Source organism: Dyadobacter sp. HNCC25DJ183 (assembly GCF_056895175.1).
In genome coordinates, this window is sequence record NZ_JBXHAP010000009.1 from 227,861 (window position 1) to 251,299 (window position 23,439).

Consider the following 23,439-nt stretch of genomic DNA (forward strand, 5'->3'; position numbering starts at 1 on the left):
TATGAAAACGCTTAAACTGGGCATCGCCGACGATCACGAATTATTCAGAAAAGGATTTATATCCATGCTGAGCGGCATTCCCGACTTTGAATTTATACTTGAAGCAGCAAACGGTCAGGAATTGCTCGACCGGCTGCCAGCCAATACACCCGACATTGTGTTCATGGACCTGCAAATGCCGGTCATGGACGGAATTCAAGCTACCGAAGCCGCATTCGAAAGATTTCCGAATATCAAGGTGATCGTGGTGTCCATGTACAATGAGGACCGTTTTGTAATCCACATGCTTGAAAAAGGGGTACAAGGCTACCTGCTGAAAGACACAAGTCCGGATGAAGTCGAAAAAGCAATCCGCCGGGTTGACGAGGAAGGCTTTTATTACAACGACTTTGTATCGAAAGCAATGCACCGGAAAATGGTCAACAGGCAGGTAAACAAACATCCGCTGTTCCCCAACGCCTGCAATGTAGCACTTTCATCCAGGGAAAAAGAGGTACTGCAATTGATCTGCGACGGATTGTCAACCCAGGAAATTGGCGACAAGCTGTTTATCAGCGTCAGGACAGTGGAAGGCCACCGGCTTCGTGTCCTCGAAAAAACAGGTACAAAAAGCACAGCAGCGGCAGTTGCATTTGCTTATAAAAACCAGCTACTATCCTAGCCAATCTTCCTGAAATCACTGGTTAATCCTGCGATGCTTTACAGGGATTTAGTATATTTCGCGCAGTAACCATCCACGCTGCCGCCATGAAAGTCCTGATCATCTGTACAAATCACGCAAGCTATCCCACCAAGCCGACAAAGACCGGATTGTGGCTGAGCGAGCTGACGCACTTTTATGATGTAATGGTAAAGAGGCGCATTCTGATGGATTTTGCCAGTCCGGCGGGAGGCAACATTCCTATTGATGAAAGGAGCTTTGACCTGAAAGATGAATGCAATGCGCGCTACTGGCACGATAAAGACTTTCGGGACAAACTTCAAAATTCACTTCGCCCCGAGCAGGTCCATACTTCCGACTACCGTCTTGTTTACTTCACCGGCGGTCACGGAGCAATGTGGGATTTCACCGAAAATGCTGCATTACAGGCCATTATCCGATCCGTCTACGAACATAATGGCATGATTGCGGCGGTGAGCCACGGCGTTTGTGCGCTTTTGAATGTGAAACTTTCGGACGGAACGGAGTTGATCCGCGATAAATACCTGACAGGCATTTCAAATATGGAAGAAACGCTGATGAGCTTTGTCAGCGAAGTACCTTTTTACCTGGAAGACAAGCTCAAAGAAGGCGGCGCGCATTATACCAAATCAATGATCCCATTTATGGAATTCATTGAAATGGATGAGCGGCTGATTACCGGACAGAACCCAAGCTCAGCTAAAAAAATTGCTTCAAAAGCGCTGGAAGAACTATTTGAAAAATGATCAGGCGCTGATCACTTTATCAGGAAAAAGCGATCTGAGTGTAGGCAATACCAGATCTTTCTCAGATACATTCGGGTTGCTGACACCCCAGTTGATGTTCAGGTCCGGATCATTCCACAATATCCCTGACTCTGCCTGCTTATTGTATATGTTGGTGCATTTGTAGCTGAATATCGCGTCTTCCACAGCAGCGAACCCGTGCGCAAAACCCTCCGGAATGTAGGCAAAGTTGTTTTTATCGCCGCGAAGCTCGAATATCTCATACTGGCCGAAAGTTGGGGAATCCGGACGGATATCAACAGCCACATCCAAAACAATCCCTGATATCACCCTCACCAGCTTGCCCTGCGCAAACGGTTCATTCTGGAAATGCAAACCTCTCACAACACCTTTCTTCGAGAATGATTGATTATCCTGAACAAAGTGGGTCGGCAATCCCAGATTTTCAAAAACCTGTTTGTTGAAAGACTCAAAAAACATCCCTCTTTCATCTTCGAAAATGCGTGGGAAAATCTCTACTAAACCGGAAATGGATGTTTCTCGAATATGCATGAAAATCTTGTTCTTAGTAATTATGGATGCGAGCTTATTGTCAGGCAAATTTATGAATCTATTGTCAGACGTTGTAATTTCGCCGCAATATTTCCCGAAACATGACCTATAACGAACTGTCCGAGCAGATACTATCCAAGAAAACCTACCTCTGCGTGGGCCTGGATACTGACATCCGCAAGATCCCTTCACACCTTCACCAAAGCGCTGATCCAGTATTTGAATTCAACAAACAGATCATTGACGCAACTGCTGACTACTGTGTCTCTTACAAACCAAACATTGCTTTTTATGAAGCAATGGGTGCAAAAGGATGGGAAAGCCTGCAAAAAACACTGGAATACATTCCGGAATCCCACTTTACAATCGCAGATGCAAAGCGCGGGGATATCGGGAATACTTCCGGCTTGTACGCCCGGACATTCTTTGACCCAAACTCCTCCGGGTTGAACTTCGACTCGGTGACAGTAGCTCCTTACATGGGCAGCGACTCGGTAATCCCGTTCCTGGAATATGAAAATAAATGGGTTATCCTTCTTGCATTAACCTCCAATTCAGGCAGTTCTGATTTTCAGCGACTGGAAGTTGGCGGCACCGCATTGTTTAAGCAGGTATTGAAAACCTCGCAGGAATGGGGCGGACCAGACAAGATCATGTATGTGGTAGGCGCCACCCAAGCTGCGGAATTTGAGAAAATACGCACCATTGTTCCCGATCACTTCCTGCTCGTGCCTGGCGTAGGCGCGCAGGGAGGAAACCTGGAAGAAGTTTCCAGATTTGGAATGAACAGCAGTTGCGGCTTGCTCGTCAATGCATCGAGAAGCATCATTTACGCAGGCAACGATAGGGATTTTGCACAAAAAGCAAAACAGGAAGCAGAGTCCATTCAAAAGGAAATGGCCGCTTATCTTGATATATATTGCAAATAACCGCCCCGACTACACCAATCAGAAATCCTTTTCCATAGCTCATTCAATGCAAGTCGCAGAACAAAATACATTTTCAATTCAGGAAATTGATCCGGCAGAACTTCTGAACACTTACGGAAGTCCGCTTTACTTATATGATGGCGGGACAATCCGCCGGAAAGCGCGCGAATTGCAGGAGGCATTTGCGGGCGTCAACATGAAGATCAAGTATGCCTGCAAAGCCAACACCAACCTCGCTATCCTTCGCCTGATGCGATCAATCGGCGTAGAACTCGATGTGGTTTCACCGGGAGAGCTGGAAATGGGATTGATAGCCGGCTACACAGCCAGCCAGGTCACTTTTACTCCGAGCGGTGTACCATTTGAGGAAGTCAAAGCGGCAGTTGACGCCGGTGCTATTGTCAATGTGGACAGTATCCCGCTGCTGGAATGGTTCGGGCAAACTTACGGGAACACCAAACCCTGCCTGATTCGCATTAAACCCAATGTAGCTGCGGGCGGCAATGCGAAAATCATGACAGCACACACGGATTCCAAGTTTGGTATCTCCGTTTTGCTGCTCGATCAGATACTTGAAGTTGTTAAGAAATACGATATCAAAATCATTGGTCTGCACCAGCATACCGGCTCCGATATCAAGGACGCAGAACCTTTCCTGAAAGTAGCTGACATTCTTTTTGAAACTGCCAAGCATTTCCCTGATCTGCAGGTAATAGATCTGGGCGGCGGATTCAAGGTTTCTTACCTGCCCGGCGACGCGGTGACGGATATGGCGCTTTTGGGTAAAAACATTTCAGAACGTTTCCGGAACTTCTGCAAGGAATACGGCCGCGAGCTCCAATTGTGGTTTGAACCCGGGAAATTTCTTGTGAGTGAGTCAGGCTATCTATTGGTGAAAACGACAGTAGTGAAGGAGGATCCTGCGCGCAATTTCGTGCATGTAGATTCTGGACTTAATCACCTGATCCGCCCGATGATGTACGGATCTTACCATCACATTCTGAATCTTTCCAATCCAAACGGCGAGCCTAAGCAGTACAATGTAGTAGGTTACATTTGCGAGACCGACACATTTGCAACTGATCGCGAGCTGCCCGAAGTGCGCCCCGGCGATGTACTTGCATTCCTGAATGCGGGCGCTTATGGAATGACGATGAGCTCTAATTACAATGCGCGTGTCAGGCCGGCCGAAGTGCTGGTAGACAATGGAGAGGCCAAACTGGTAAGAAGGCGGGAAACGCTCGAAGACCTGCTGAAAACGCAAACTGACCTTTAAATCATTGATTATAAAATAAAAGCTGCCCCTCAAAAGGCAGCTTTTATTTTGCCCTGGTATTGACACAGTTTAAAGCGCTTGTTACCTGCAAAACATCAGCTACATTGACAGAATGTCTGCTTTTTACAGAGTTTAACATTTTCAATGCCAAAATTTCCGATTTTAAGTTCCGGCACATGATTTTTCGTAATCAGGTTGTATCAATTACAAAGAAATCAACGCCATGAATTTTAACCAATATACCATCAAAGCGCAGGAGATTATTCAGCATGCTGCACAAATGGCCCAGGGCAATCAGCAGCAAGCGATTGAAACCGGCCACGTGCTGAAAGCGATTCTGGAAGAGGACCCTAATACGTCGCTGTTCCTGCTCAACAAGCTGAACATCAGCTCGGAAGTATTGAACAACCGCCTTCAAAAGATCCTAGACGGTTATCCCCGCGTGAGTGGAGGCCAGCCTTATCTGGGAAATGATATGGCCGCAGCCAGTGGAAAAGCACAGAATTACCTTAAAGAATTTGGCGACGAATTCATCAGTATAGAACTGCTGGTGCTCGGTATCCTGAGCGGAAAAGATGCCACGGCAAATATGATGAAGGAGCTTGGGTTTGAGGAGAAGAAGCTGATTAATGCGATTAAAGAACTTAGAGGAAAAAACAATCCCGTGAAAGATCAAAATGCAGAAGCTAAATACCGGTCTTTGGAACGGTATAGCAAAAATTTGAACGAACTGGCCAAAGCTGGCAAGATCGACCCGGTTATCGGCCGCGATGAAGAGATCAGGCGCGTTTTACAAATATTGAGTCGACGTACTAAAAACAACCCGATCCTGCTCGGTGAGCCCGGTGTTGGTAAAACGGCGATCGTAGAAGGTCTGGCCCAGCGGATTGTGCAGGGCGATGTTCCCGAAAACCTTAAATCGAAAACGATTGTGTCCCTGGATATGGGTCTACTGATCGCCGGCGCCAAGTACAAAGGTGAATTTGAAGAACGTCTGAAAGCAGTAATCAAGGAGGTAACCGACTCCGAAGGAGAAATCGTGCTCTTCATTGACGAGATACATACCCTGATCGGTGCAGGCGGTGGCGGTGAAAGTGCAATGGACGCAGCCAACCTGCTGAAACCCGCGCTGGCAAGAGGCGAACTGCACGCAATTGGCGCCACTACATTGAAAGAGTATCAGAAGTATGTAGAGAAAGACAAAGCGCTGGAACGCCGCTTCCAGGCAGTAATGGTGGACGAACCTAATATCCCTGACGCGATCAGCATTCTGAGGGGTATCAAGGAAAAATACGAACTGCACCACGGTGTGCGCATTCAGGACGATGCCGTTATTGCTGCTGTGGAGCTTTCAAACCGGTATATCAGCGACCGCTTCCTGCCTGACAAGGCGATCGACTTAATGGACGAAGCTGCTTCCAAATTGCGGCTTGAAATGGACAGCGTTCCTGAAGAGCTCGACGAGCTGAACCGCCGCATTATGCAGCTGGAAATTGAGCGCGAGGCGATCAGGAGGGAAAATAACAAGGATAAAGAAACTGTGCTGAACAGGGAAATAGCCGATCTCAGTGAAGAACGGAATACTTTGAAAGCACAATGGGAGAATGAAAAAGGCAAGGTAAATGAAGTCAGGGCGCTAAAAGAGCAAAGCGAACAGCTGCGCCTTGAAGCAGAACAGGCAGAACGCGCCGGGGATTTCGGAAAAGTAGCGGAGATACGTTACGGCCGCATCCCGGAAGTACAGCAAAAACTGACCGACCTTCAAAATTCCGAGAATGCAGAAAGCCTGATGCAGGAAGAGATCAGGCCCGAAGATATCGCCGAAGTAGTGGCGAAATGGACTGGTATTCCCGTAAGCAAAATGCTTCAGAGCGACCGTGAGAAGCTACTCCAGCTGGAAGCACATTTGCACCAGCGCGTGGCCGGACAGGAAGAGGCGATCGGGGTGGTATCTGATGCAGTAAGAAGAAGCCGCGCCGGTTTGCAGGATGCCAAACGCCCGATCGGTAGCTTCCTTTTCCTTGGACCGACCGGTGTTGGTAAAACAGAGCTGGCAAAAACGCTTGCAGAGTACCTGTTCAACGACGAGAATGCAATGGTGCGCATTGATATGAGCGAGTACCAGGAACGCCACGCCGTAAGCAGGCTGGTGGGTGCGCCTCCGGGATATGTGGGCTACGACGAAGGTGGCCAGCTCACCGAAGCAGTCCGCAGGAAACCATATAGCGTGATTTTGCTGGATGAGATCGAAAAAGGACATCCTGATGTGTGGAACATCCTGCTGCAGGTACTGGATGAAGGTAGGTTAACTGATAACAAAGGTCGCGTTGCAAACTTCAAAAACACGATCATTATCATGACTTCCAACATTGGCAGCCACCTGATACAGGAAAAATTTGCCGAAGACGAAGGCTGGAACCATACGCTGGTGGTGGAAGAAGCAAAACAGGCGGTTCTTGACCTGCTGAAAGCTTCGGTAAGACCTGAGTTCCTGAACAGGATAGACGAGATTGTGCTGTTTGAACCTCTGACAATGAAAAACATCCGTAAGATTGTGGATATCCAGTTCAAAGGAATTCAACGGATGCTGCAAGAGCAGGGAATCACATTGGAAGCTACGGATGAAGCGCTTACCAAGCTTGGTGAAGACGGTTTTGACCCCGCATTCGGTGCCCGCCCACTGAAACGTGTACTTCAGAGAAGGATCCTGAATGAGCTTTCAAAAGGGATGTTGGGTGGCGAGGTTGCCAAGGATGCAGTGATCATGATGGAGCTGAATGCACAGGGTGAACTAGTCTTTGAAAACGTAGGTGGCGTAGAGATCTAAATCCAGGAATAGTTATAAAATGCAAGAGCGACTTTCGGGTCGCTCTTGTTGTTTGTGCCCCTTGCGAACTGCGAACGCACTTTTCCCCACGTGGGTAGCAGGAGCGACGCCCAATTATTGAAATCAGATTGAAAGGCATATAACCAGATTGGCATAATTTTTGTGCAATTAAATAGTTAAATAATCTAACCCTTTCATCCACATCAAAATTCCATGTTACAGCCGCTCAATTCAATAAAAGTCGCAATTCTTGTTGCAGACGGATTCGAACAGGTCGAAATGGCCTGTCCCAGAAAAGTCCTAGATCAAATGGGAGCAACAACCCACCTGATCTCCCCAAATAAAGACAATGTAAGGGGATGGAGCCACCTCGATTGGGGTGAAAAATACAAGGTAAATGTGCCGCTGCAGCTAGCGCGGCCTGAATACTATGATGCACTCCTGATCCCCGGCGGAGTAATGGGAATGGACATTTTACGAATCAATCAGAAAGCGATTGAATTTGTGCGTTCATTTTTTGTAAATGGAAAACCTGTGGCAGCTATCTGTCACGGTCCGCAGATCCTCATTGACGCGGATGTGGTGATCGGCCGCACGCTCACTTCCTACGTTTCAATCCGCCATGATCTGGAAAATGCAGGGGCTATCTGGATCGACCAGGAAGTGGTGACCAACAATGGACTGGTAACCAGCCGCACTACCGACGACCTGTCTGCATTCACGACCGCAATGATCAAGGAGTTCAATCTGGAAGTGCACCAATAGCATTCATTCGCAGGCTATAAACCGCAAAGCATTCCGCCAGGAGTGCTTTTTTTGTTTCCATTTACGGCCAAAGTTGTAATCTTTGCGCACCAATCAAGTACGCAATTGCTCATGTCCGTAGTTCTTCTTCAAGACGTTTCCGTTCGAAAATACGATACCGAAGTTTTATCAGCTGTTAACTGGAATATAGAAACCGGTGAAAATTGGGCGGTTACCGGACCTAATGGCGCAGGTAAGACGATTCTGCTTGAAGTGATTGCGGGCAAATGGCCGGTACTCTCCGGCAAGATCAGCTACGGATGGAGTGAGCCACTACGCGAAACAGTGGAACTTGCTTCCAATGACTACTCTTTCAACCGTATTGTAAATGCAGGCGCCGAATATTACCAGCAGCGTTTCCACGCCTACGAAGCTGAACGAGCACCTACATTGCGGGCGGTTTTGACAGATCAGCTCAAACCCGTGGGTACGATCGATGAAAAATCAGTGCAGCTGAAACCTTCTTCCGTGAGCGAAGAAGAACTGCAAAGGGTTGCAGAACTGCTTTCCCTCACGCATTTACTGGATCATCCTTTCGTAACGCTTTCGAATGGCGAAACCAGACGAATGCTTCTTGCAAAATCGCTTTTGAAAAAGCCCAGGATACTGTTGCTGGACAATGCATTCAGCGGCCTGGATGTACATTCAAGGGAAGTGCTGCGCAATGCGTTAACGCAGCTTTCGCAGCAAGGTATCTCCATTATTATGGCGACTACCGCAACCGAGATCCCACGCTGCATTACGCACGTACTGGAATTGAATGCCGGTAAAATTGCCTCTAAAAAGCCGGTTGCAGAATTTCATGTAAATACCTCCGGACCATCTCAGCCCAAACCCACAGCCGAAAGTCTTGCGGCATTGGGCACTCCTACATTTACAGACTTCCGGCATGCATTTGACTTACGCAATATCCGGGTTAAGTACGGCTCCGACCTGATCCTGGACAATGTAAACTGGAAAGTAGCAAAAGGAGAAAAGTGGGCATTGTCAGGCGCGAACGGATCAGGAAAATCAACGTTATTGAGCATCATTACGGCAGATAACCCACAGCGTTTTGCTAATGATTTTGATCTTTTTGACAAGAAAAGAGGTGGCGCAGGCGCTTCTATCTGGGATATCAAGCAGAAGATCGGGCACGTTTCGCCGGAGCTGCATCTGTATTTCCCTCGCAACACAACCGTTTTCAAAACCATCGCTTCGGGTTTTTTCGACGCAACAGGCGTGTTTTTCAAGAAGCTGACGGAGCAACAAATTAATAGGGTACATCAGGTAGCAGAGTTGCTGCACGTAGGAAAACTGGTGGAAAAGGATTTTTCACAATTATCAAAAGGTCAGCAAAGAATGGTGCTGCTGGCGCGGGCGCTTGTTAAAAACCCGCCCCTATTGATCCTCGACGAACCCTGCCAGGGACTTGACAGCGATGCGATCGACTACTTCAAGTCCGTTGTAGATGCAGTTTGTGATACGCCCGACCGGACTTTGATCTATGTGTCGCATTACGCACACGAAATTCCTTCCTGCGTAACCCGATTTTTGAAACTGGAAAAGGGAGTTGTTGTTGCGAACTAGTCTGCGAAGCCTTTTTTCACATTCATTACAATGGAAAGCGAGCTGCTGCCAAAACCCGGCACATACTGCCCACGACCATAAGAGACTTCAAACCGTTTGACCCTGAGCCAGAAGCCGAAGGAGAAACCCGCCAATGCAGCCTTGTCGGATAACCTCAATTCCTGTCTTCGCAAGTGATCATAACCCAGTAACAACCTGAAATTTTTGTGTACCAAAGCCTCAGCGCCAAGTGACAGGTGCCGGCCAAGCTTTTCGGCGATACCGACTTTTCTTGGCAGCTTATTTCCATTGATATCGTAAGTGTAAAAAAGCGCGGGATCGTTATAAACCATATCGAACCTGTTGAGATGATGCGCAGTAAGCGAGATCCTGACGGGCATATACTCGGGTTTGAAGGTAGCGCCCACCCGGATATCGAGCGGCAATACAGGCTCGGTAGCTCCATTGTAGTTTTGTTTTAAAAACCCGATGTTTTTAACGACAAACCCGACGGTAAAATCTTCCTGCGGATGCCTGAACAATGCGCCCCAGTCAAAAGCAGCGCCCCAGGTCTGGTAAGTTTCCACGGCAGCACCCACCAGCTTTAAGGTACCCCCAACTGAAAAAGCACCCATGGTGTGTCCATATCCTGCCGAAATCCCGTAATCAGCTGCTCTGAACTCCCCTATTACATTCCCCAGATTGTCTGTTTCCTGCATTGTACCGTAGTTCAGGTATTGCAATCCTACCGCCCAGGTACCATTTACAGCTTTGCCCGACCGATGTGCATAAGCCAGGTTCAGGAACTTTGTATCTGCCAGATAAGGCATCAGGTTTACTGATGCATTGTCGTTTTTGGAAGAATCCAGTAATGCAGGATTTTGGAGAAAAAGGGCGGGATCATTACCGGAAGCTGTGAGATGATGCGTGCCGAGTGCGGTACTTTTTGCCTGCGATGGCAGAACAAGAAAGTCAAGCCGGCTTTTTCCGCCAGCTGGCTGCGCATGTGCAGCCCATTGAATCAGCAGAAAAAATAATGCAAGCAGATAAGCCCGGCATCCAGTCGCCCTCATAAGTCAGTAGAATTTCCCGAATCAGTAAAATGCCGCTATATTTATAATCCGTTCAAAAACAAATGTAACTATATCGCCTGTATTACATGAAATCCGATTTAGCCTCCCATTCAGAAAAAGAATTGTTAGACAAGAAAAATGCTGAGGCTGACCTGGGTGGAGGTGAAAAAAGGATCGCGGCCCAGCATCAGAAAGGCAAGCTCACTGCGAGGGAACGGATCGCGGTTCTGGTGGATGAAGGTACATTTCAGGAGATAGGAAAGTTTGTAACGCACCGCAGCACCGATTTTGGTCTGGACAAAGAGCATTATCTCGGTGACGGTGTGGTAACCGGATATGGAAAGGTCAATGGACGCTTAACCTACGTTTTTGCACAGGATTTTACCGTTTTTGGTGGTTCATTATCAGAAACGCATGCCGAAAAGATCTGCAAGCTGATGGACCTGGCGATGAAGAACGGGGCTCCATTGATCGGATTGAATGACTCAGGCGGCGCACGCATTCAGGAAGGTGTACTTTCACTGGCTGGTTATGCCGATATCTTTTATAAAAATACCCTTGCTTCGGGCGTGATCCCGCAAATATCAGCGGTAATGGGGCCGTGCGCGGGCGGAGCTGTTTATTCACCTGCTATCACGGACTTCATTTTAATGGTTGAAAATACGAGCTACATGTTCGTTACAGGCCCGAATGTGGTTAAAACCGTCACCCACGAAGAGGTAACTTCCGAAGAACTCGGCGGCGCGATGACGCACGCTTCCAAATCGGGCGTAACGCATTTTGTTTCTCCCAATGAGGTTGAATGCCTTCTGGCGATTAAGAAGCTGCTGAGCTACGTACCTCAAAACTGCGAGGACGACGCGCCCAGGCTGCACTATGATGTGCAAAATGAAGTGAGGCCGACATTGAACAACATCATCCCGCCCAGCTCCAACCAGCCTTACGATATGCGCGAGATCATTCTCGAAATTACCGATGCTGACAGCTTTTTGGAGGTACACGAGCATTTTGCCGAGAATATCGTAGTGGGTTTTGCCCGGCTCGCAGGAAGGAGCATTGGTATTGTCGCCAATCAGCCGGCGGTACTGGCCGGTGTGCTGGATATCCACGCGAGTACAAAAGCAGCCCGGTTTGTGCGCTTTTGCGATAGTTTCAACATTCCCCTGCTGGTACTGGAAGATGTACCGGGCTTTCTGCCAGGAACAGACCAGGAATGGAATGCGATTATAACAAACGGCGCAAAGCTGCTGTATGCGTTTTGCGAAGCCACAGTGCCGCGCATTACGGTTATCACACGCAAAGCTTACGGCGGCGCCTACGATGTGATGAACTCCAAGCACATTGGTGCAGATATGAACTTCGCGTGGCCAAGTGCAGAGATCGCCGTGATGGGCGCAAGCGGCGCGGCGGAGATTATCTTCAAACGGGATATTGCCCAGTCTGAAAACCCCCAGGAAAAGCTGGCCGAGAAGGTAGCAGAGTACACCGAAAAGTTTGCAAATCCATACCTCGCAGCCAACCGGGGCTATATCGACGAGGTCATTTACCCTGAACAAACCCGGGAAAAGCTCATCGTGGCTTTTGAAATGCTCGAAAATAAAGTGGACGTGCTGCCACGTAAAAAGCACGGCAATATCCCGCTCTGAAAAACCCGACTTTTCACATTCCGGTAAATACTGTTCGTATTCCTATAAAGCCGGCGGCAGTTTTGGTCTCTTCTGATTATTGACCTAAATTGAAGCCCCTTACTTGTATATTTTCTTCCTAAATCACCTTAATCAATGAAAGAACAGAAAGGTACTTCTGCATCCAGAAGGAACTTTATCAAAGGCTCCATTGCGACGATAGCGACGTTTTCTATCGTTCCCCGCCACGTGCTCGGCAAGGGTTTCATTGCCCCGAGCGATCAGCTCACCAAGGCTATTGTAGGTACCGGCTCCATGGGCTGCGGCCACATTCCTTATGCCGGAACTAAAGTAGTAGCACTCTGCGATGTGGATAAAAAGCATCTTGCAACTGCTGTAAGCATGGTCGACAAAGGCGTAAAAACCTTCTCGGACTACCGCGAGCTGATCCAGCTTCCCGAAGTGGATATTGTACACGTAGCTACCCCGCCGCACTGGCACGGGATCATCGCAGCAGACGCAGCGCGTGCAGGCAAGGATGTATGGTGTGAAAAACCGATGACGCGTACCATTGGCGAAGGAAAGCGACTGGTAGAGGCAGTTCAGCAGCATGGAAGGATTTTCAGGCTAAATACGTGGTTCCGCTTTGAAGATAATTTCTACGGAATGCGCACGCCAGTTAAACCTATTAAAAAATTGGTACAGAGCGGCTTGCTGGGCTGGCCATTGAAGGTTACAGTAAGCAAGCATACCGGTTTTGACTGGAAATTTTATTGGGTAGGAAAAACAAATAACGCACCCCAGCCCGTACCAGCAGACCTCGACTACGAGATGTGGCTCGGACCTGCACCCTACAAACCGTACAGTGAGCACCGCGTTCACCAGACTTTCCGCGGATATTGGGATTACGATGGTGGCGGACTTGGCGATATGGGCCAGCATTACCTTGACCCGATCCAGTATTTCCTTGGCAAAGACGATACCAGCCCGGTGAGCGTGGAAGTGGATGCACCTCAGCAGCATACGGAGGCAGTAGGTACCTGGCGTCGCATTACCTATACTTATGAAGATGGTTGCCAGATCATTCTGGACGGAGAAGCGAAGGACGAGAAAGTAGCCTATATCGAAGGTCCGAAAGGCAAATTGTACCCGAACTTCAAGTCGGATATACCGGATCTTGAAAAGAAACTGGCCGCATTCCCGGATCCTGAGCCACAGGTTACCGACTTTGTGGATGCCGTCAAAAACCGCAAGAAGTTTGCGCTGAATGAGGAGAACGGGCACCGTTCCTGCACGATCGTGAATATGGGACTGGCTGCGCTTCGCCTGGGCCGCTCACTGAAATTCGACCCTGAAAAACAGGAGTTCATTGACGATGAAGGAGCAAACCGCCTGATCAACCAGCCAATGCGGGGACCGTGGACTATTTGACACACGGTACTTCGAAATCCTGATTCCTGAAACCAATATCATATATGCTGCCGGCCCGAGTGACCGGCTTCTCTAACATGAAGAAATTTATATACTCCATTGTTGCATCGTCCCTGCTTGCTTCGCAGACGATCGCACAGACCAATGCCTCACTTACCAATCAGATCGAAGTCATTTTTTCAAAGTTACCTGCTCAGAATGAGGCCGGGTTGAAGAAAAACATGACGGAACTCGAACAGCTTGGCAAACCCGCATTGGTTCAGATTGCCTCCATGCTGACTCCGCTCGGCAAAGGCGATAATACCAAAATCCAGTATGCACTCGGCGGCTTTACTTACTATGCTTCGCAAGCTGGCAAGGAAACTGCCAGAAAAGCGGCCTCAGAAGCTTACAGTGAAGCACTCGGAAAGGTTAACGATCCGGACAGCAAAAACTTCCTGATTTATCAGCTGCAAACAGTCGGAAAAGATGAGTCTGTTGAGGCATTGAAATCTTACCTCAGCGACGAGCGACTATCAGGTCCGGCTGCCCGTGCACTGGCAAGAAACGGCTCGAATGCAGCCGGCAGCGCATTGTTCCAGGCACTTGGCAATGCAAAAGGCGCAGCCCGCATCGCGATCATTGAGGCGCTAGGTGATACCAAATTCAAAGAAGCCGCTCCTGAAATCGAGAAAACAGCGACAAATGGAGATCTCGCATTACGAAAGGTTAGTTTATACGCCCTGTCGGAAATTGCGGTACCTTCTTCGGAACAGCTGTTGATGCTGGCTGCGCAAAAAGTGATGTATGGTTACGACGAAAGCGACGCAACCGCAGTTTACCTGAAATACCTCGCCAATCTTGCAAAAACTGGCAATGCGCCTATTGCTGAGAAAGCGGCACTTGCACTGATCAAAAACACGCCTGATCCCAAGCAGGTAGCAACAAGATCATCTGCCTTGAAAATTTACGCGGATAGCAAAAAGCGCGAATCAGTGCCTGCGCTTGTCAGCGCAATGAAAAGTACTGATCCCGAATACCGTGCGGCGGCATTGAAGCTTGGTCAGAAATATTTAATGGCGAACGGAGCTGCTTCCTGGCTTTCAGCTATGAAGGGCGCGCAGCCGGAGGTTCAGGCAGAGATTATTACCATGCTTGGCCACGCAGGTTCACAGGACGCATTGCCCACCATTCTGAAATCATTGACATCAAAAGATACCAGGGTTAAAAGTGCAGCGATATGGGCCGCCGGGAAAATCGGCCAGGAAAGCAGCGTTCCAGCTTTGATCAATGTATCCAAAACAGCCAGTGCGGCTGAGATCAAAACTATAAAAAGCAGCCTGCTTACCATTAAAGGTGCCAGTTTAACGGATCAGATCGCCAAAGCATTGCCTGCACTTCCCAACCCTGCCAAGGCAGCGATGATCGACGTTTTGGCTGCACGGGCAGCCAGCTCGAAACTGGCGGTTGTATGGGCGCAATTAAAAAGTACAGATCCTGACGTACACAAATCGGCATTCGAAGCGCTAAAATCACTTGCCGAACCGAAAGACCTGCCTCAGCTTTTTTCACTTTTAAATACTGAAACAGCACCCGCGGATATTACAGCAACACAGCAGGCGATCAGTGCGGTAGTGAAAGGCTCTGGTGATACCAACTCCCAGACTGAGCTGGTTCTGAAACAAATGCAAGCTGCGTCTGCGGGCAAACAGGCCAATTACCTTCCTGTGCTGGCAACCATCGGCGGCAAAAAAGCATTATCGTCTGTTGTGGCTTCTTACGAAAAAGGGGACGCAGAAATGAAAAAGATGGCCATCAGCTCGCTGGCTGCATGGTCGGATGCAAGTGCTGCCAGGGAATTGCTGGCTATCGCGAAAAAGACTTCGGATAATGCTGAATTCGAAGCTGCATTCTCGGGTTACATATCCGCCGCTGCCAAGTCTCCCAAAACGCCTACTGTGAAAGTGTTAATGCTGCGTGATGCGATGAGCTTAGCCAAGACAGACGCGCAGAAAGAGGCGATTTTGAAAGAGCTGGCAAGATACCGGACTTTCAATGCACTGCTGTTTGCCGGAAAATACCTGGATCAGCCCGCAACCCGCCAGTCGGCTGCACAAGCGGTGACGAGCATTGCATTGGCCAATAAAAACTTTTATGGCACCGAAGTACGTGATGTTATTACCAAGGCAATTTCAGCATTGAAGGATGGTGATTACCAGTTGGAAGCCATTAAAAAGCATTTGTCTGAACTGCCTGCCGGTGAAGGATTTGTGTCTTTGTTTAATGGAAAAGATCTGTCAGGCTGGAAAGGGCTGGTTGAAAATCCGGTAGCACGCGGCAAAATGAGCGCTGATACTTTGAAGGCGAAACAGGCCAAGGCGGATGAAATCATGAAAAAAGGCTGGTATGCCAAAGACGGTGAACTCGTTTTCTCCGGACATGGCGATAACCTTTGCACTGTGAAACAATACGGTGATTTTGAAATGTATGTGGATTGGAAAATCCAGAAAGACGGTGACGCGGGCATTTACCTGAGAGGTACCCCACAGGTTCAGATCTGGGACACTTCGCGTGTGGATGTTGGCGCGCAGGTGGGTTCAGGCGGTTTGTATAACAATCAGAAAAACCCGAGCAAGCCTTCAAAGCTGGCGGATAATGCAATCGGAGACTGGAATACATTCCACATTACCATGATCGGCGACCGCGTTTCGGTTGATTTGAATGGAGAAAATGTAGTCGACAATGTGGTTCTCGAAAATTACTGGGACCGCAACCTGCCTGTTTTTGCCAAAGAACAACTCGAATTGCAGGCACATGGAAACCAGATCAACTACCGCGATGTATATGTGCGTGAGATCCCGAGAAACGAATTTGTTTTGCCGGCCGAAGAGAAAAAGGAAGGCTTTAAAGTGCTTTTTGACGGAGCCAACCTGTTTGAATGGGTAGGAAACAAAACCGACTATTTCATTGAAAACGGCGAGCTGGTCGTAGATCCTAAGAAAGGCGGAAGCGGGAATTTGTATACAAAAGACGAGTTCAGCGACTTCGAATTCCGCTTTGAGTTCCAGCTGACTCCCGGCGCCAATAACGGGCTGGGTATCAGAACGCCAATGCAGGGAGATGCAGCTTACGTAGGTACCGAAATCCAGATCCTGGACAACGATGCGGATATTTATAAAGATTTGAAAGAGTACCAGTACCACGGATCCGCTTACGGGATTATTCCTGCAAAAAGAGGCTTTTTGAAGCCGATGGGCGAATGGAACTACGAAGAAGTGCGCGTTCAGGGCTCCAAGATCAGGGTTACATTGAATGGAACCGTGATCGTCGACGGCGACCTGGCGGAAGCAAGTAAAAACGGCACGCCAGACCATAAAGAACATCCCGGACTTGCAAGAACTTCGGGGCATTTGGGCTTCCTGGGTCACGGTTCTCCTCTTAAATTCAGGAATATCAGGATCAATGATCTCACGAAAGTGCAGGCTGCGCCGGTGGTAGAAAAGAAGAAAGGAAAAAAGAGAAAGTGAGGCGGTTATAAGCATCACCGATTTTTTTGAAAAAAATTTAAAAAATGCCCAGACTAATCAGTGTGGGCATTTTTATTTAGCTTTGGTATAATGATCGTAAAATGGATAAGGAAGAAGTAAATAACCATCCTTTCATCCTTGATAAGGTTGATTTAATATAAACCTTAGTTCATTTTTGTCAATTAAAACAAATGAAAACCAGAAACCTCACTTTAAGTGCCATTCTAGTCTCTGCACTTGCATTTTCTTCCCAGGCGCAACATTCTCTTACCCAGATCTGGTCTTCCGAAGCCAAGCTGCCTATTCCTGAATCTGTACTTTTCAGTAAGCAGGATAAGTTGCTTTACGTCGCACTGATTGACGGCAAGCCGGCGGAGAAAGATGGTAAAGGAGGTATTGCGAAAGTGGGCCTTGACGGAAAGATCGTAGCTACGGACTGGGTATCTGGCTTGAATGCACCCAAAGGAATGGGCATTTACGGATCCAGGCTTTTTGTAGCAGACGTGACGGAAGTAGTTGAAATTGACATCAAGTCGGGTAAAATCGTTAAGAAACATACTGTTGAAGGCGCCCAGTTCCTGAACGATGTGACAATCGATTCGAAAGGCAATATTTACATTTCAGATTCCAGCACAAAGAAGGTCCATTTGATCAAAGACGGACAGGTTTCTACCTACTACGAGGGACTTAACGGACCAAACGGATTGCTGGCAGTAGGAACAGATTTGCTTATTGCCGACAGCGGTTCACTTAAAAAGCTCACTTCTTCCAAACAGATCTCCGTTATTGCGGAAGGAATGGATAAAAGTACGGATGGAATAGAGCAGGTAAAACCAGGCGAGTACATTGTATCGAGCTGGGCTGGAATGGTTTATTATGTAAAAGCAGACGGTACCACAGAGAAATTGCTCGATACCAGCGCGGATAAAACGAATTCTGCGGATATTGGTTACGACGCTGCTAAAAAAGTCGTTTACGTGCCTACTTTCGGGAAGAACAATGTTGTCGCTTATCAGCTAAAATAAATATATTTATAACCTTAAAAATCAAATATAAACAGGCGTTTCATGGACATTTTTGTTGGGAGTCTTTCTTTTAAGTTAAAGGAGAGCGAACTGCGTGAAGCTTTCGAAAAATTTGGAAAAGTGAGCTCCGCGAAAATTATCATTGACAAAATCACACGTCAAAGCAAAGGCTTCGGGTTTGTTGAAATGCCCGATGAGAACGAAGCGAGATTGGCAATCAACTCGTTGAATGGAGCGGAAATGTATGGCAGGGCATTAGTTGTTAACGAATCCCAGAAGAGAGAGCAAAGACCGGGCGGACCAGGCGGAAGTTATGGAGGAAGCGCGGCCCCAAGATCTGACTTTAAGAGAGAAGGCTTTAACCGGCCAAGACCCAACGATACCGACAACAGAAGCACAGGTGCAAGAGAAAAAACCAGCACTGGTGGCATAGATGACGAAGACGACGACGATCAGGAAGTAAAAAAACCAGCTGCCGGACCTAGTTTCGGAGGCGGTGGCTTTGCTGGCGGTGGAAGCAGCTTCGGAAACAATGACAGGTACCGCAGCCAGGATCGTAAGCCAGGCAGCAATGACCGCGGGCATAGCGACAGGAACGGACAAGGAAACAAGGCTAAGATCGACAGTCGTTACGGAAGAGGTGAGTTTTCGAAGAAAGGCGGCGGCGGAAGCAAGCGTCACTTCGGAGACCGTGACGAGGATGATAGCTGGTATTAATCATTAATAATGGCATTAAAAAAGCCCGCAGCTTGAAGCTAGCGGGCTTTTTTGTGCATTGGGACCTACTGCCTTCTAAGCAGTAGCCCTTACTTTATTATCCTTAAAGAACAGAACAAACAGAACCAGCACCACAGCCGCGATGGCAGCAGGTACCATCCAGATGCTCGTCCAGTTTTTCACACCTTCCACCGTGTACATATCGGCCACCAAACCAGCCAGCCACGATCCGATCCCCATTCCGATCCCGTAGGTAGCAATGGAAATCAAGCCCTGCGCAGAAGATCTGTACTTTTCACCGGCTTTGCTGTCAGTATAGATTTGTCCTGTCACAAAGAAGAAGTCATAGCAGACACCGTGCAGGATAATTGCAAGATAAAGCAGCCACTCGCTGTTGGCATCACCGAAACCGAATCCGATAAAGCGCACGATCCACGCGATCAAACCTACTACCAGCATCCATTTCACACCCAGGCGGCTGAAAGCAAGCGGGATCAGCAACATGAACACAACTTCGGAAGCTTGTCCAAGTGACATTTTGTTTTCAACGTTCGTCATACCCGAGTCAGTAAGCGATGGGTTGGCCATTGCATAGTAAAACGACAGCGGGATACAAATGAGCAGCGACGAGATAAAGAAGATCGCGAACGAGCGGTCTTTAAAAAGCTTGAACGCATCCAGTCCCATGATATCGGAAAAAGACGATTTCACGCTTGGCTTCGGAGGGGTATTAGGCAAAAAGAATGAATAAACGCCCAGTAATGCGGACGCTACCATGGAGATCTTGAAGATCATCACACTATCACCGAACCCGTAAAAGCCAATGATATTGGAAACAACGATCCAGGAAACTGTTCCCATAACACGGATTGCAGGAAAGTCTTTTTCAGAATTTGTCACCTGCTGCATGGCAATCGAGGTGGTAAGTGACATCATCGGCGCGAAAGAAATACAATACAGGAGGATGATACCGAAAAAGTTGTCAGCATTTGTGACACCTGTAAGAAAATAAAGCAGCACAGCCCCGGCTAAGCTCAATATTCCCAATACCTTCTGCGCTGCGAAATACCTGTCGGCGATCATCCCGACGAAGAATGGAGCAATAATCTGCGCAATTGAAAAAGCGGCATAGGCATTTCCCACTTGTGCCCCGGTAGCATTGAGGGCGGTAAACATGTACTTACTCATTTGCCCATACCATGATCCCCATATAAAATAGAGGAGGAACATCATGGCCATCAATTGAAATCGCGTTGAATTTTTCATAACATAAAAGAAGCAGGAGATTTGTAGGTTAGATAATTGGTAGATTAAGGTTGTTACTTTTTGACAAGCTTTTGGAATTCGTTCAATTTGAGAAGTGCCTCAATGGGAGACAATGTATTCACGTCGATCATAGAAAGCTTTTCTTTAAGCTCCTCTATTCTCGGGTCTGCCGGCTCAAAAATGCTGAGCTGAAAATTGTTCTTGGGTATTTCCTTGATCTTCTTTTTGTGTTCCTGTGTCATGTGCTCTTTTTCAAGGTGCTGCATGATTTCATTGGCACGAAGAACAATCGGCTGCGGCATTCCCGCGATTTGCGCCACGTGGATACCGAAGCTGTGCGCGCTTCCGCCGGGTTTCAGTTTTCGCAGAAAGATGACTTTGTTATCTACTTCCTTCACCGCTACATTGAAATTCTTGATGCGCGGAAAATCCTCGGATAGCTGGTTCAGCTCGTGGTAATGTGTTGCAAACAGGGTTTTGGGACGACAATCGTGCTGGTTGTGCAGGTATTCCGTGATAGCCCAGGCAATGGAAACGCCATCGTAGGTACTAGTCCCCCGCCCTATCTCGTCCATCAGGATCAAACTTCGGTCGCTCAGGTTATTGAGAATGCTGGCTGTCTCGGTCATTTCAACCATAAATGTACTCTCGCCGCGGCTCAGGTTGTCGCTGGCTCCCACGCGCGTGAATATCTTGTCAACCAGTCCCACCGAAGCAGATTTGGCTGGTACGTAGCAGCCCATTTGCGCCATTAAAACAATGAGCGCCGTTTGCCGTAGCAACGCCGACTTACCTGCCATGTTGGGGCCGGTAATGATGATGATCTGTTGGGAGGAATCATCCAGGTACAAATCGTTGGGCACATAACTTTCGCCTACAGGCAGCTGTTGCTCAATCACCGGGTGGCGGCCGTCACGAATGTCCAAACGGTTATCTTCGGTAATGAGCGGCTTAACATAGTTGTTTTTCCGTGCTACGGTTGCAAAGGAGCTGAGTACATCCAGTGCGGAAATAATAGATGCATTCTTCTGAATTGCATTCACCTGCTCAGTAGCTGCGGTGATCAGTTCACTAAATATCCGGTATTCAATGGCAGCGATACTGTCTTCTGCATTGATGATCTTCTCCTCGTACTCTTTCAGCTCCGGGGTAATGTACCGCTCCGCATTCACGAGCGTTTGCTTCCTGATCCACTCGGCAGGCACCTTGTTCTGGTGCGCGTGAGTGACTTCCAGGTAGTAACCAAAAACTTTGTTGTAAGCGATTTTCAGCGAGCTGATCCCGGTACGCTCTATTTCCCGGTTTTGCAGTTGCAGCAAATAATCTTTGCCTTCATACGAAATCGCGTGCAACTCGTCCAGCTCGGCGTCCACTCCTTTTTTAATCATCCTTCCAAGATTGGAAAGCACGGGTGCATCCTCGCGGAGCTCCGTTTCTATTTTGTTAACCAGCTCGATACAAGGGGCAAGCTGATCGGCATATTTCAGCAGCACTTCCAGTTCAGAAGGCAAGACAACTTCACCAGCGTCATCCTTTTTCGCCTTCTTCTTTTCTTTTTCAAGAAGCTTATATAAACTCTCTTTAATCGGAATTATCTGGTTCAAAGATCTTTTAAGCTGACCCAACTCTTTCGGATTGATCCTTCGCACAGCCACTTTCGATATCAGACGTTCCAGATCGCCGATCAGTTTCAGGTTCTGCAGAATAGACTCGTGCACACTTTCATGTTTGAGAAAGTGGCTGACGATATTCAGCCTTTCTTCAATCGGCAGCTTTTCTTTAAGTGGCAAAACCATCCATTTCCTAAACAACCGCGCTCCCATCGGAGTCACTGTATGGTCAAGAATCTGGATCAGCGGAACGCCGCCTTCCTGCTGGGCATAAACGAGTTCAAGGTTACGGACTGTAAAACGGTCAAGCCAAACGTACTTTTCTTCTTCCAGCCGCGTAATGCGGCCGATATGTGCTACTTCCTTATGTTCGGTTTCTTTGAGGTAATGCAGGATCACACCTGCCGCCACAATACCCAGGGGCAATGTTTCTATCCCGTAGCCTTTGAGGGTTGTTGTCTGAAAATGCGAGGTAAGCTGTTCGTAGCCATAATCAAAACCAAAACACCAATCCTCTAACTGGAAAGTATGGTATTTGCCACCAAAAAGCTGACTGAACTCCTGTTTAAATTTCTTGCAGAAGAGTACTTCCGAAGGCGAGAAACCCTGCAGCATTTTGTCGATATATGCCGCATTTCCCTGCGAGGTCATAAATTCCCCCGTCGATATATCCAGGAAAGCAATGCCGTAGAGGTTATTGTCGCCGCAGTGAACTGCTGCCAGGTAATTATTCCGGCGGGTATCGAGTACATTATCGTTGTAGGAAACGCCCGGCGTAACCAGCTCGGTCACCCCCCTTTTCACTATACCTTTGGCCGTAGCGGGATCTTCGAGCTGGTCGCAGATAGCCACGCGCTCGCCTGCGCGTACGAGTTTGGGTAAATAGTTATCTAATGAATGATGTGGAAAACCGGCCAGCTCTTCGTGTGCGCCGCCATTGTTTCTGCGTGTAAGAACGATTCCCAGGATCTTGGAGGCACGAATTGCATCTTCGCCGAAAGTTTCATAAAAATCACCGACCCTGAAAAGCAATAATGCCCCGGGATACTTCGCTTTGATCTGATTGTATTGTTTGTTAAGCGGGGTTTCTTTATGTGCCTTTGCCAATTATCAGCCTTATTTTAAGAACAGGTATCTACAAAATTAAGCCTTCTATCCGGTTTGCCAAGTCTGAGCGCAGGGTTTTGTAGCCTTCAAAACTGTTCATTCATAGAAGCGCCGGGCTTCACTGGCCGTAACTTCCCATACGTCCCCGGACTTAGGAAAACTTCCGGCTTTGTCGGCCAGCGAAAATTTCCCGATCGACCAGCGCGCAAGCCTGAGCGTGGGAAAGCCGACGGCGGCAGTCATTCTTCGCACCTGCCTGTTTTTGCCTTCACGAAGTGTGAGCGCGAGCCAGGTAGCAGGTATGTTTTTACGGAAACGAATCGGCGGATTTCGTTCTGGGAGCGGAGGTTCTTCGATCAGCTGCGCGTTTGCGGGAAGTGTTTTGTATGCTTTTCCATTGATACTGATCGTCACACCGCGGCTAAGCTGCTCGCAAGCCTCCGCGGTAATGTTACCTTCTACCTGTACATAGTAGGTCCGTGTGTGCTTGTTGCGCGGTTCTAGAAGCTTTGTTTTAAGGAAGTTGTCATTTGTGAGCAGCAGCAAACCTTCACTGTCTGCATCAAGGCGACCGACAGGGTAAATATCTTTAGCAAATTCAAAATCAAGGTCCGCCAATGTGGGATGATCGCCTTCACGTGTGAACTGCGACAGCATTCCGAAGGGTTTGTAGACGAGGAAATATTTGAACAAAAGGAATTGATTAGGGGAGAAA

The 23,439-nt window shown here is 48.1% G+C and carries 18 protein-coding genes; 12 read left to right on the top strand and 6 right to left on the bottom strand.

Annotation, left to right across the window (positions count from 1 at the left end):
- The first annotated feature begins 1 nt into the window (after position 1).
- Both AC1XTG_RS22690 and AC1XTG_RS22695 read left to right on the top strand, forming a co-directional pair.
- Positions 2 to 661: a response regulator transcription factor gene (locus tag AC1XTG_RS22690; protein ID WP_056286180.1), complete on the top strand. Its 660-nt coding sequence runs from the start codon at positions 2 to 4 to the stop codon at positions 659 to 661.
- 86 nt (positions 662 to 747) lie between these two features.
- On the top strand, positions 748 to 1,428 hold the full coding sequence (locus AC1XTG_RS22695) for a type 1 glutamine amidotransferase domain-containing protein (protein ID WP_484843542.1): 681 nt from the start codon (positions 748 to 750) through the stop codon (positions 1,426 to 1,428).
- Here AC1XTG_RS22695 and rfbC read toward each other — a convergent pair whose 3' ends face one another.
- Complete coding sequence (gene rfbC, locus AC1XTG_RS22700; RefSeq protein WP_056286189.1) at positions 1,429 to 1,980, bottom strand: dTDP-4-dehydrorhamnose 3,5-epimerase; 552 nt, start codon at positions 1,978 to 1,980, stop codon at positions 1,429 to 1,431. It lies immediately after the preceding gene.
- 101 nt (positions 1,981 to 2,081) lie between these two features.
- Between rfbC and pyrF the strand changes: the two genes are divergently transcribed.
- The 3 genes from pyrF to clpB all read left to right on the top strand — a co-directional run bounded on the left by pyrF (position 2,082) and on the right by clpB (position 7,012).
- A complete protein-coding gene (pyrF, locus tag AC1XTG_RS22705) occupies positions 2,082 to 2,909 on the top strand; it encodes an orotidine-5'-phosphate decarboxylase (protein ID WP_484843543.1) in 828 nt (275 codons plus the stop codon).
- Between the two features lie 46 nt (positions 2,910 to 2,955).
- Positions 2,956 to 4,185 (top strand): diaminopimelate decarboxylase, encoded by a 1,230-nt coding sequence (gene lysA / locus AC1XTG_RS22710; protein ID WP_484843544.1) that lies wholly within the window; start codon positions 2,956 to 2,958, stop codon positions 4,183 to 4,185.
- A gap of 223 nt (positions 4,186 to 4,408) precedes the next feature.
- Entirely contained in the window at positions 4,409 to 7,012 is a 2,604-nt protein-coding gene (gene clpB / locus AC1XTG_RS22715; RefSeq protein WP_484843545.1) for an ATP-dependent chaperone ClpB, read from the top strand.
- Here clpB and AC1XTG_RS22720 read toward each other — a convergent pair.
- On the bottom strand, positions 7,009 to 7,167 hold the full coding sequence (locus AC1XTG_RS22720; RefSeq protein ID WP_484843546.1) for a hypothetical protein: 159 nt from the start codon (positions 7,165 to 7,167) through the stop codon (positions 7,009 to 7,011). The genes clpB and AC1XTG_RS22720 overlap by 4 nt on opposite strands.
- Positions 7,168 to 7,291: 124 nt before the next feature.
- Between AC1XTG_RS22720 and AC1XTG_RS22725 the strand changes: the two genes are divergently transcribed.
- Both AC1XTG_RS22725 and AC1XTG_RS22730 read left to right on the top strand, forming a co-directional pair.
- Complete coding sequence (locus AC1XTG_RS22725) at positions 7,292 to 7,777, top strand: type 1 glutamine amidotransferase domain-containing protein (protein WP_409012526.1); 486 nt, start codon at positions 7,292 to 7,294, stop codon at positions 7,775 to 7,777.
- 111 nt (positions 7,778 to 7,888) lie between these two features.
- Complete coding sequence (locus AC1XTG_RS22730) at positions 7,889 to 9,385, top strand: ATP-binding cassette domain-containing protein (protein ID WP_484843547.1); 1,497 nt, start codon at positions 7,889 to 7,891, stop codon at positions 9,383 to 9,385.
- On the opposite strand, the gene porQ is transcribed toward AC1XTG_RS22730, so the two are convergent.
- A complete protein-coding gene (gene porQ, locus AC1XTG_RS22735; protein ID WP_484843548.1) occupies positions 9,382 to 10,437 on the bottom strand; it encodes a type IX secretion system protein PorQ in 1,056 nt (351 codons plus the stop codon). The two genes, AC1XTG_RS22730 and porQ, sit on opposite strands and share 4 nt — an antisense overlap.
- A gap of 86 nt (positions 10,438 to 10,523) precedes the next feature.
- Between porQ and AC1XTG_RS22740 the strand changes: the two genes are divergently transcribed.
- The 5 genes from AC1XTG_RS22740 (at position 10,524) to AC1XTG_RS22760 (ending at position 18,741) form a co-directional block, all read left to right on the top strand.
- Positions 10,524 to 12,083 (top strand): acyl-CoA carboxylase subunit beta, encoded by a 1,560-nt coding sequence (locus AC1XTG_RS22740; protein ID WP_484843549.1) that lies wholly within the window; start codon positions 10,524 to 10,526, stop codon positions 12,081 to 12,083.
- Between the two features lie 135 nt (positions 12,084 to 12,218).
- On the top strand, positions 12,219 to 13,493 hold the full coding sequence (locus tag AC1XTG_RS22745) for a Gfo/Idh/MocA family oxidoreductase (RefSeq protein ID WP_484843550.1): 1,275 nt from the start codon (positions 12,219 to 12,221) through the stop codon (positions 13,491 to 13,493).
- A gap of 77 nt (positions 13,494 to 13,570) precedes the next feature.
- The gene (locus tag AC1XTG_RS22750; protein ID WP_484843551.1) at positions 13,571 to 16,999 is read left to right on the top strand and encodes a 3-keto-alpha-glucoside-1,2-lyase-like domain-containing protein; all 3,429 of its coding nucleotides are present in this window, start codon (positions 13,571 to 13,573) and stop codon (positions 16,997 to 16,999) included.
- A gap of 191 nt (positions 17,000 to 17,190) precedes the next feature.
- Positions 17,191 to 18,024: an SMP-30/gluconolactonase/LRE family protein gene (locus tag AC1XTG_RS22755; protein ID WP_484843552.1), complete on the top strand. Its 834-nt coding sequence runs from the start codon at positions 17,191 to 17,193 to the stop codon at positions 18,022 to 18,024.
- A gap of 42 nt (positions 18,025 to 18,066) precedes the next feature.
- Positions 18,067 to 18,741, top strand: coding sequence for an RNA recognition motif domain-containing protein (locus AC1XTG_RS22760; protein WP_056286214.1), 675 nt, complete (start codon positions 18,067 to 18,069; stop codon positions 18,739 to 18,741).
- A gap of 75 nt (positions 18,742 to 18,816) precedes the next feature.
- Here AC1XTG_RS22760 and AC1XTG_RS22765 read toward each other — a convergent pair whose 3' ends face one another.
- The 3 genes from AC1XTG_RS22765 to AC1XTG_RS22775 form a co-directional block, all read right to left on the bottom strand.
- Complete coding sequence (locus AC1XTG_RS22765; protein WP_484843553.1) at positions 18,817 to 20,007, bottom strand: MFS transporter; 1,191 nt, start codon at positions 20,005 to 20,007, stop codon at positions 18,817 to 18,819.
- Positions 20,008 to 20,060: 53 nt separating this feature from the next.
- Positions 20,061 to 22,724, bottom strand: a complete 2,664-nt coding sequence (gene mutS / locus AC1XTG_RS22770; RefSeq protein WP_484843554.1) for a DNA mismatch repair protein MutS — start codon at positions 22,722 to 22,724, stop codon at positions 20,061 to 20,063.
- Positions 22,725 to 22,820: 96 nt separating this feature from the next.
- Positions 22,821 to 23,417, bottom strand: coding sequence for a pseudouridine synthase (locus tag AC1XTG_RS22775; RefSeq protein WP_484843555.1), 597 nt, complete (start codon positions 23,415 to 23,417; stop codon positions 22,821 to 22,823).
- Between the last annotated feature and the right edge of the window lie 22 nt (positions 23,418 to 23,439).